This is a genomic window from Arthrospira sp. PCC 8006, from assembly GCF_046480465.1.
Classification (GTDB): domain Bacteria; phylum Cyanobacteriota; class Cyanobacteriia; order Cyanobacteriales; family Microcoleaceae; genus Limnospira; species Limnospira platensis.
This window is the reverse complement of the sequence record NZ_PKGG01000203.1, coordinates 1-9,527: the sequence shown is the minus strand read 5'-3', so window position 1 is coordinate 9,527 and position 9,527 is coordinate 1. Positions and strand designations below refer to the sequence as shown.

7 protein-coding genes and 2 pseudogenes are annotated in these 9,527 nt (G+C 45.1%); 2 read left to right on the top strand and 7 right to left on the bottom strand.

Annotated features, from left to right (window positions below; translation table 11 throughout):
• The 7 genes and pseudogenes from B9T16_RS22025 to B9T16_RS21995 form a co-directional block, all read right to left on the bottom strand.
• Positions 1-1,994: glycosyltransferase 61 family protein (locus B9T16_RS22025; RefSeq protein ID WP_410245762.1), on the bottom strand; the 1,994-nt coding region annotated here is incomplete at its 3' end.
• Positions 1,995-2,084: 90 nt separating this feature from the next.
• Positions 2,085-2,195: pseudogene (locus B9T16_RS22020) on the bottom strand (tetratricopeptide repeat protein); the annotation flags it as partial.
• 48 nt (positions 2,196-2,243) lie between these two features.
• Entirely contained in the window at positions 2,244-2,651 is a 408-nt protein-coding gene (locus tag B9T16_RS22015; protein WP_410245763.1) for a tetratricopeptide repeat protein, read from the bottom strand.
• A gap of 195 nt (positions 2,652-2,846) precedes the next feature.
• Positions 2,847-3,950, bottom strand: a complete 1,104-nt coding sequence (locus B9T16_RS22010) for a calcium-binding protein (protein ID WP_410245761.1) — start codon at positions 3,948-3,950, stop codon at positions 2,847-2,849.
• 698 nt (positions 3,951-4,648) lie between these two features.
• Positions 4,649-5,002, bottom strand: coding sequence for a hypothetical protein (locus B9T16_RS22005; protein WP_410245760.1), 354 nt, complete (start codon positions 5,000-5,002; stop codon positions 4,649-4,651).
• 84 nt (positions 5,003-5,086) lie between these two features.
• Positions 5,087-5,956, bottom strand: a complete 870-nt coding sequence (locus B9T16_RS22000; protein WP_006617330.1) for an ABC transporter permease — start codon at positions 5,954-5,956, stop codon at positions 5,087-5,089.
• A 38-nt stretch (positions 5,957-5,994) separates the two neighbouring features.
• Positions 5,995-7,014, bottom strand: coding sequence for an ATP-binding cassette domain-containing protein (locus B9T16_RS21995; protein WP_006617331.1), 1,020 nt, complete (start codon positions 7,012-7,014; stop codon positions 5,995-5,997).
• A gap of 90 nt (positions 7,015-7,104) precedes the next feature.
• Here B9T16_RS21995 and B9T16_RS21990 point away from each other — a divergent pair, with 90 nt between their 5' ends.
• Together B9T16_RS21990 and B9T16_RS21985 are read left to right on the top strand one after the other, a co-directional pair.
• Complete coding sequence (locus B9T16_RS21990; RefSeq protein ID WP_006617332.1) at positions 7,105-7,797, top strand: response regulator transcription factor; 693 nt, start codon at positions 7,105-7,107, stop codon at positions 7,795-7,797.
• A 629-nt stretch (positions 7,798-8,426) separates the two neighbouring features.
• A pseudogene (locus B9T16_RS21985) lies at positions 8,427-9,527 on the top strand (energy transducer TonB); the annotation flags it as partial.

The following is a 9,527-nucleotide window of genomic DNA, read 5'->3' as shown; positions in this document are numbered from 1 at the left end:
GTCTGCGCCCTTTGATACCAATATTGTGACCAATATTCATCTCCCCGCTGTTGCCAAACTTTACCCAATAACTGACAGGTGACAGCAGAATTAGGGTCATGGTTGAGGGCTTGTTCACAAGCAGCCATGGCGGCATGAATGTCACCACTTTGGAGATGAAATTCAGCTTGTTTCTGAAACCCGGCGGCTAGGGCGGTTTCGCTCAAATTGGGAAAATTGATCATAGGAACCTTGGACATTGATGGCTGGGTGAGATCATGTTTCTGGCTAGGAGTCGGAAGGCTGGCTGTATCGGTGGTGAGTACAGAGTCTAGCAACTGTAGCAAGGTCTGTGGGTTAATCCAGATATCTTCTGTTAAGGCTGTAGGATACATCAGTTGTCGGAGAGGATAGCAGTCTAAGGCTTCTCCGGTGATGTAGTAGTGATGGAGTCCCAGTTGCCGACTTAACCCCCAAAAGTAAGGCCTAATGTAGTGGGGAGACATCAGTTCAATTATCGTCGTTTCAGGCTGACAGAAGATTAAATTGGTTAACCCGCTACCGTGGGATGCTACAATCACTTCTGCTTGGGAAAATACTTGAGCCTGTTCTGCGACAGATAGGGTTTCTGGGCTGATGGTAATAAATCCCCGCTGCTGCAATAGGGCGGCGATCGCTTCTTCATTTAACAACCGCCGATATTTGGCGCTATGACGGCTGATATAGATGAGCTTTGGTGTTTTTTGACCTAATTTGGATTTCTGTGTGTCCGAGAGTTCCAGAAAGCCCTCTGAGTTCAGGTTAACGCCTAGGGTGTCCTCCTGTAGCCAAGTCCGACGATGCCAAGCTAACACCCAGGGTGGTGGATAGCCTACGGGTCCGGCAAAATCAGGCACTAAAAGCTGATCTGCTTGGATATGGGGGTGAATGTCGCTTTCGACTATTTTGGCTTCTGGTATACCTAACCGTTGCAGGGTTTCTCGTTGGAAGGGGTGACGGATACTGTTGACTACAATGCGATCGATATCCTGCCAATTGTAGCCAGCCTGTCGCAAAATTTCTAATCGCGGCAGTACATCAACCATCCAATGAAAGTAAACACTACCCGATATTCCTGATACTACCGCAACAGTTCCGGCGATCGCCTCTGCTTCTGTCAGTCCATCCTTCGCCAAAATCGGGTGGCGGCGAGGGTCATGGTTACGGCAACCTGGTAAGGGAGTCGGATAAAATCGGGAAAATTGTGGCAGCATCTCCCCTTCCGCGTTAATTATGGCGGTGGCGTTACAGACTTTCCACCAATTGCGACGCGGATCAACAATCGCCCGCCCCTGGGGTAAAATTGTCACCTTTCCGGTGGGGTTGCATAAAGGTAAAGGCGCTGGGGGTTTCAATTTGTATTGATGGCTGCCTAACTGTTGGGGGGCAAAGTTTTCTATAATAGGCTGTAGGCAAGGATAGCAGTCTAATCCTTGACAGGCTGGTAGGTCGGGGTCAGCAGCCGGTAACTCTGGTATTGACGGAATGGGTTGAGATAGGGGTGGGCTGGTTTCCGGTTCGGCTGTTAATAGTTCTAAACTCTGATTATAATGTTTTTGGGCTTCTTTCAGGCGACCCTGTTCCCTCAGAATATCTCCCCAAGCCAAATGGGCGGCGGTGAAGTCCGGTTGCAGTTTTAGGGTTTTTTGATAGTATTGTTCGGCGGAACCAAAGTTCTGGTATTCTGCTAGGGCTTGACCTAAGTGAAAGTAGGTTTGGGCTAGTGTGATCACACTTACGGATATGTCGTTTTGATTCAGTGCTTGTAGTAGCTGGGCGCAGGCTTTTTGGGCTTCCCCTAAACTGCCATCAACGGCTTGCTTTTCACTTTCGGTTATATAGGCGGTTAACAGAAATTCCTGCCCTTTAATGGCTTGTTTTAAATGGGCGATCGCTTCTGGAAAATCTGCTAATTCCATCAGTGACCAAGCCAAATCACTATGGATACCCGGAAACTCTGGCGCTAGGATTAACACTTTTTGGAAGCAGTCTAGGGCGGCTATATGGCTTCCCTGTTGTTGCAGCGCTTTCCCTAGGTTATGTTGAATTATGGCACTGTCCGGTTGCAGTTGTACCGCTTTTAAAAAGGCGGCGATCGCCCTATCCCAATCCTGTTTTCCTAATAGCGATCGGCCTAGGTTATTATGGATGCTGGCAGTCTGGGGCCATTTCTTCAGGGCGGTTCCGAGAATCTCTAAGGCGGTTTTATATTCCCCCCTTCCTACTCAAATACCCCCTAAATTACTATAAGCCATGGGGGTTTCCGGTTCCAGATAAATGGCGTTTTGATAGGCGGCGATCGCTTCCATTTCTCGCCCTTGCTTTTGTAGGATTAATCCTAAGTTATAATAGGCGTTCGTGTAGTTCGGCTTGTGGATTATCCCTTGACGGTAAGAGGCGATCGCCTCCTCTATATATCCCAATTTTTCTAAGACAAATCCTAGATTATAATGTACCTCCGGCCACTGAAAATAAACCTCTAACGCCCTTCTATACCAATCTACCGCCTTGCCATAATCTTTCTGCTCCTGACACAATAAACCTCGCTCGGCTAGGGCTTGAGCCGCTGGGGATGGTTGGTTTATCGACTGGTTGCTAACCATCATCATTCGTGTATTTTTGTCTGTATACATCGTCACTTTTTACCCATTAATAATAAGTCGAATTTACAGCCATAATCTATCATTCCCAATTTCTCAAAATATCCCTCACCATCTAGGCTAAAACAACCTCGACTATTATCCGGTCAAATTTCACAAATCTTAATTTGTCAAAAACAGCGGAATTTAGATTAAGAAAACTCTCCCGATCTACCACCTACTCACCCACTAGATTAAATCGAAGCTGTCGGAGTCGAGGTCATCTAAGCCTTCTCCTAAATGCAGAATCGGAATCGCTTGTCCATTGCCGTCAATGTAATATAAAACGCCACTGGTAGAGTTATAAACCAGGTTAGCCCCTCCCGTATTGGTGGGATTGTTCGGATCAAAAAAGTTAGCAATTGTGGTAAACTCACTATCAGCTAGGTTTCCCGCCCCTCCCAACATATCAAAAATATCCGCATCTAATTCGATGCGATCTTCACCCACAGTAAAATCTGTGATGGTGTCGAGTCCAAACCACTCTTGAATACTGAAGGACTCCTTATCGGGGTCACCAGAAACCAGGCTAAAGGTATCAGATCCTTTACCCCCCGTCAGAAGGTCATTACCTTTCCCGGCAAAAATGCGATCGTTCCCCTGACCACCATAAACAGTGTTATCCCCTCTACCACTATGGATAACATCATCACCCTTACCACCAAAGATCAGGTTATTTCCCGGTCCACCAAACACGGTGTTATTACCTTCGACACCGTAAATAGTATCGTTACCAATACCACCATAAATTAGGTCATCACCCTTATCTCCCGACAGGATATTATTACCTTCCCCGCCGTAGATGGTATCATCTCCCTGACCTCCGTGGATGATGTCATCACCCTTACCGCCAGAAGTCAGGTCATTTCCGTCGTTACCAGATAGGGTATTATTGCCTTCTCCAGCGTAGATTGTATCGTTACCTTTACCCCCATAGATGCGATCGTCTCCTGAACCACCATAAACGAGGTCATCTCCCTCATCTCCAAATAGGGTGTTATTGGCTTCTTCTCCAAAAATGGTATCGTTGCCTTTACCTCCGTAGAAGAGGTCATCTCCTAGACCTCCAAATAGGCAGTCCTCACCCTTGCCACCATAGATGATATCATTACCCTTGCCACCCGCGATCGCATCATTCAGGTTCCCACCAATGATCAAATCACTATCTTCAGTACCCACAAAGCGGTTTTCCTGGTTCATAAACCCTTCGATGATTAAGCCACCATCGATCGCATTGGGATTAGGCCTGCTGCTGTGGGGCTGTGTGGGATTAGGTATTAATTCGGCGGTCATGGTAATTCATTCCTGGTAGATTCACGGTTGTACTCAAAAACGTAACACAGTGATATAAGCAACTATAATACTGCTCAAACACCCGATATATTTAGCGATTAGAGTCTCCTGGATTCCCTGGAACCTAAATCAGCGATCGCCGCTCATGCCCCGACCCTTCTCAATCATCCGAGTGATTGGCCGCTGATAAAATCAGTCTAACAGTTACATTATCTACTGGCAATATAGCACAGTGATATAAGCAATAATACTGCTCAAACACCCGATATATTTAGCGATTAGAGTCTCCTGGATTCCCTGGAACCTAAATCAGCGATCGCCGCTCATGCCCCGACCCTTCTCAATCATCCGAGTGATTGGCCGCTGATAAAATCAGTCTAACAGTTACATTATCTATTGGCAATATAGCGATGACATATGATTCAGGTTCTTTGAACGATAATCCTGACAGTTGTTCCGGTTTAACTATTATGTATCAGTCCATACCAGTTCTATTTTATCCTGTTACAATATCAAAATAGTTGAGTCGTTTATGTCAAGCTACAGTAAAGAATGGCTCGACTATGTTAAGTTAGTGTAAAGGTATTAATAAAAAATGATTTTTGATGTATAATTTACGCGGGGAGAATGGCATCAAATTAATCAATAAATATGGCAATTAATTCTCGCTGCCCCCTCCCCCATCGGTTTTATGGTATTTACTCAACTTCCGCCGCCGGTTCTAGGCTGGGTTTAAGTTCGATCGCCTGGCGTTGTCTTTGGCGAAATTCCGCCGCCGCATCTTGGATATTTTGATTTTGTTGATTTTGGATGAATTCCCCATTCATATCAAACCGACCTTGCTGGACACTGTGGAGAATATCGAACAATGTCCGCTGATTAAGGGTATTAGAGGAGTCGGTAGTGCTATTACGACTATCAAAATCTTGCAGGGGATTAATGGTGGCTTGGGCGATTAATTCAGGTGCAGCCATAACCGCCGACCCGAAGCCGAAAGTAGCGATCGCCGAAATACTCAAACCTAGGGTAAGTTTCAAAGGTGTTAATTTCATAGTGGCTATCAGATTCAAACAACTACTGTAATCATACCTCTCCTGTACAGAAGAGGTATGGCAATTTAGAAATTCGTGGGAGTATCAAGCGAACCGACGGCGTAAGAGGGGTTGAATGATTAATAACGAGGCGATCGCAAACGCCAACAATACCACCAAAGCCACCCCAAAAGTTATATCACCAAAAGGAGCCACCATCACCACACTACCGAAAGACCAACTCTCATGGATATAAAGATAGCGAATTGGCTCGATCGCATAACTTAATGGATTCAGGGTAGCCACCACCTGTAACCACCGAGGCATAAATGACAGAGGCGCTAAGGCGGTGCTGGCAAATAATAGCGGTAAATTAGTCACAAAAATCACCGCAATTAGTTCAATGTGACCAGGGAGGGCAAAAGCCAGACCTAAACTTAAACCCGTTACCCCCAAAACCAACAATAACACCACCAGAGCAATCACTGCTAATCCGGCAATTCCTGGCAATCCCGCACCGATAAATGCCGCCACAGCGACAATCGCTGCAGTTTGAATAAAGCTGAGGGTGACGATATAAATTGCCGAAGCCAAAACAATGGAAAATCGGGAAGCTAAAGGTGCTACCAGTAGGCGATTAAGGAACCCAAATTCTCGGTCAAACATCACCGGCAATCCGGCATTTAAAGCCCCCGCAAAGGCGGTAAATACCATAACTCCTGCCCCCAAAAATTGACCATAATTATCAGTTTCTCCAAATAATCCTTTGGGAGCATTTTGGAATAATGCACCGAAGAGAATTAGCCACATTAATGGCTGAATTACTCCGGCTATTAAAGTTGATGGTCGTCGCTTCAATTGAATAAATAAACGACGGGTTAAAGCCGCTGTTTCCTGAATAAAATCGGCGATATCATTGGATTTTTCCGGTCTAATTTCAGTATTGGATAACTGATTAATGCTGGTACTACTCATGGTTTACAAGTCTCCATTAACGGTTGATTTTAGACAAGTTAACGCATATTGCGCTTTTTCTCCGCTTTCGGGTCGCGAGTGGCGACGGCGGCCATTTCTGCATCCATTAGAGTTTGACCTGTAGCCGCTAAATAGACATCATCTAAACTAGGGCGAGATTGTGCTATCCCAAAGGTGGGTAAGCCAGCATCTTTAAGGGCTTGTTGAATGGTAAATAGGGCATCATTTTGGGATGCAACTACTAGGTTCAGAGAGTTTCCCTGAGCCTGATTGATGATTACCTCTTGGACACAGGGGAGGGGCTCCAATAGGGCTTTGGCGGCTTCGGCTTCTGGTAATGGGGAAAACTCCCTAATTTTTAGGGTAATGCGATCGCCTCCTACTCTGTCTTTAAGTTCTGAGGGGGTTCCGGTAGCAATTACTACCCCTTTATCAATGATGGAGACGCGATCGGCTAAAACATCTATTTCCTCTAAATAATGGCTGGTAATCAACACTGTGATACCTTGTTCTCGCAATTGTCGCAGGAAATCCCACACTACTACCCGACTTTCAATATCTAACCCAACAGTGGGCTCGTCGAGTACCAAAACATCCGGTTGATGCAGGAGTCCAGAAGCCAGATCTAGGCGCTTACGAATACCCCCAGAATAAGTCCCGGTTTTTTGATCAATCCATTCCCCTAATCCTAGCAAATTGGACACGGTTTCAATGCGCTCTTTGATGCGAGGACGGGGGATATGGTACAAGGAGGCTTGTAGTTGCAACAGTTCCCGACCTGTGAGAACCTTATCAATGGCTACTTCCTGGGCTACATAGCCAAGGCGCTGTCTAGCTAATTTGGGCTGATCGAGAACTGAAATTCCCGAAACGGCTAACTTTCCAGCGTCGGGAGTGATTAATGTACACAGCGATCGCAGGGTCGTGGTCTTACCTGCGCCGTTAGGACCAAGCAAGCCAAAAATTTCCCCAGGCTGAATTTCTAAGGAAATATCTTTGACGGCTTCTACTGAGCCGTAACGTTTTTGGAGATTTTGGATAAGAACGGCAGGAGTCATGTCACAATTAAGCTAGGTGCTGCCCATATTTACATTGCTCAACATTTTAACAGTCGCCCGTGTTAGTTAGTAAACTAAAGGCCTTGTACCATGAGCCGGATTTTGATTGCTGAAGATGAACCCCGGATAGCTGCTTTTTTGGAAAAGGGACTGCGGGCTAGTGGTTTTACTACTGCGATCGCCAATAGTGGACAAGATGTTTTAGATCAGGCGGGCGGCCAGAATTTTGATTTGCTGATCCTAGACCTGGGACTCCCTGACCGCGATGGTTTCCAGATTTTAAAAGAATTGCGTGGTCAGGGGGAAACTTTACCCATTATCATCCTCACCGCTAGGGATGACCTCAGCGACAAGGTGGCGGGTCTGGAGGCGGGGGCTGATGATTATGTGACTAAACCCTTTCGCTTCGCTGAATTGCTGGCTAGAGTCCGCGCTAGACTCCGCAACCAAACAGGTAAACCGGCTGATGATAATAAGACTCTCTCCACCGCTAATGTCTGCTTGAATTTGTACACTCGTGAGGTACAAGTGGCCGATCGCACTGTCCAACTTTCCGCTAAGGAATTTCTGCTATTGGAAACTTTTCTGCGTCACCCGGAACAGGTACTTAGTCGAGAACAGTTACTTGATCAGGTTTGGGGTTATGATTATGACCCAGGCTCTAATATCGTTGATGTCTATGTGGGCTATCTACGGAAAAAATTAGGAAGCGATCGCATTGAAACGGTTAGAGGTATGGGCTATCGGTTATCTACTTCCCCCGCTTCCTCCCCTCACATTTGACAGTGGTTGATATGATCTGCCATTTTGGGGGGAACAATTGATCTGGAGCGATCATCTTGTTTATAACTGTTTTGGTCGATTCAGATTGTTGAGGGGTTAACTAAAATTAATCCAACTTCCAGTTTCGTTTGATAATCTTTAGGGTGTGTCCAAGCTCAAATTAGCCGTTAATTCCCTACGCATAAAATCCTTTGGTTCTGGGTTTTGTGTGGGTTTTCCTATGGTAAAGCGATCGCACTTTTGTAGATTAATAATTTTCTGACCAAGACTTCATGGATATCTTAAACAATACCCTTATAATGAGGGGTACAAACCGGAAACCCTCGGATTGCTGATCAGCCAAGTTCCTTGGCGACCAACCCCAGCTCAAGATCACATAAAACCGATCTAATGGTATATTACACCATGTCAACTTGTCGTTATGGAACTATCTGTATATTGAGAGGAGGCCATCTGTTACCATTGCTCAGAAGTTGGACTACAACCCATCTGACTGCTTAGTGGTACATTGAGGACGTTATTATCCCCGATTATGCCGTTACAGCATTATAGGCTGTTGTGAGCCTCAGATGATAACTCTAAGTGATTTACTAGATCACAGATGGGTTAAATTTGAACTAAACCATTAATTGTTAATTATTCCAATTGAGGATTTTTCTAGCATGGACGAAGAACTTTTTACAACAGTATTCCTAGAAGATGATGAGCTTCAGGAAATCTCCGACGATTTCGAGGCAGAAACTCCGTTTTTGTTGCCCATAGAAACTGTAGATGATGCTGCTGAGGTAGAAATTACGACCACAGCCGCCCCCGTAAATCCCCTGAGTGATGTAGTAAATCTTCGGGACTTTATTATCGAACAACTTTTTGATGAGGAAGTTTATCTAGCTCAAAACCCAGACCTCGCACAATTTAAATTAGAACTAGAAGCAGCGGGTTTTGAGTTTAATCTACGGGAACACTTTAGGGAATTTGGTAAGTTTGAAGGTCGCGAATTTAGTGCTTTCTTCAGTGTGACTCGATACCTAGAGAAAAACACTGATATTTCCCTAGTTATCAATCGTGAAGAAGCCTTCAGTCACTTCTTGGATTTTGGTCTGAATGAAGCTCGAGAATTTAGCGACTTTTTTAGCGCCAGTTTTTATGCCGAAGCCAATCCAGACTTAGCTGCTATTACTCAGGAAACTTTAGTTAGTAAGTTCGCTCATTTCTTGGGTGTTGGACAGTTTGAAAATCGCCGGTGTAGCAGAGTATTTGATGCTAATAACTACCTACAACTTAACCCAGACGTTAGTCAGTTACTGCAAGAATCAGCTAACCTAGGTTTACAAATTAGTGCCTTTAGTCACTTCATCACCAGGGGTCGGTCTGAAAATCGGCAGTTTAGCAATATCTTTGATGTGAGCGAATACCTGCAACTCAACCCCGATTTAGTTCCCTTTGTTGAAAGTGGGGAAATTAACGCGATCGACCACTGGGTAAGATTCGGTATTTCTGAACGGCGCGAGTTTAGTCTTTCCTTCACTGTTTCCCAGGTTTTAAGAACTCTCAGTCTCAGCAGTTTAACCGAAATCAACATCTCGGAACTGTTTGCTCAAATAGAAAGCAATCTCGCTTTAATTATTGAGAGTGAAGATGATGTCGATGATGATGTCGATGATGATGTCGATGATGATATCGATGATGATGTCGATGATGATGTCGATGATGATATCGATGATGATGTCGAT

Bases quoted from the DNA above. Each gene is read 5' to 3' on its own strand.
- B9T16_RS22015 (WP_410245763.1), bottom strand. From the start codon at position 2,651: ATGTATACAGACAAAAATACACGAATGATGATGGTTAGCAACCAGTCG.
- B9T16_RS22010 (WP_410245761.1), bottom strand. From the start codon at position 3,950: ATGACCGCCGAATTAATACCTAATCCCACACAGCCCCACAGCAGCAGG.
- B9T16_RS22005 (WP_410245760.1), bottom strand. From the start codon at position 5,002: ATGAAATTAACACCTTTGAAACTTACCCTAGGTTTGAGTATTTCGGCG.
- B9T16_RS22000 (WP_006617330.1), bottom strand. From the start codon at position 5,956: ATGAGTAGTACCAGCATTAATCAGTTATCCAATACTGAAATTAGACCG.
- B9T16_RS21995 (WP_006617331.1), bottom strand. From the start codon at position 7,014: ATGACTCCTGCCGTTCTTATCCAAAATCTCCAAAAACGTTACGGCTCA.
- B9T16_RS21990 (WP_006617332.1), top strand. From the start codon at position 7,105: ATGAGCCGGATTTTGATTGCTGAAGATGAACCCCGGATAGCTGCTTTT.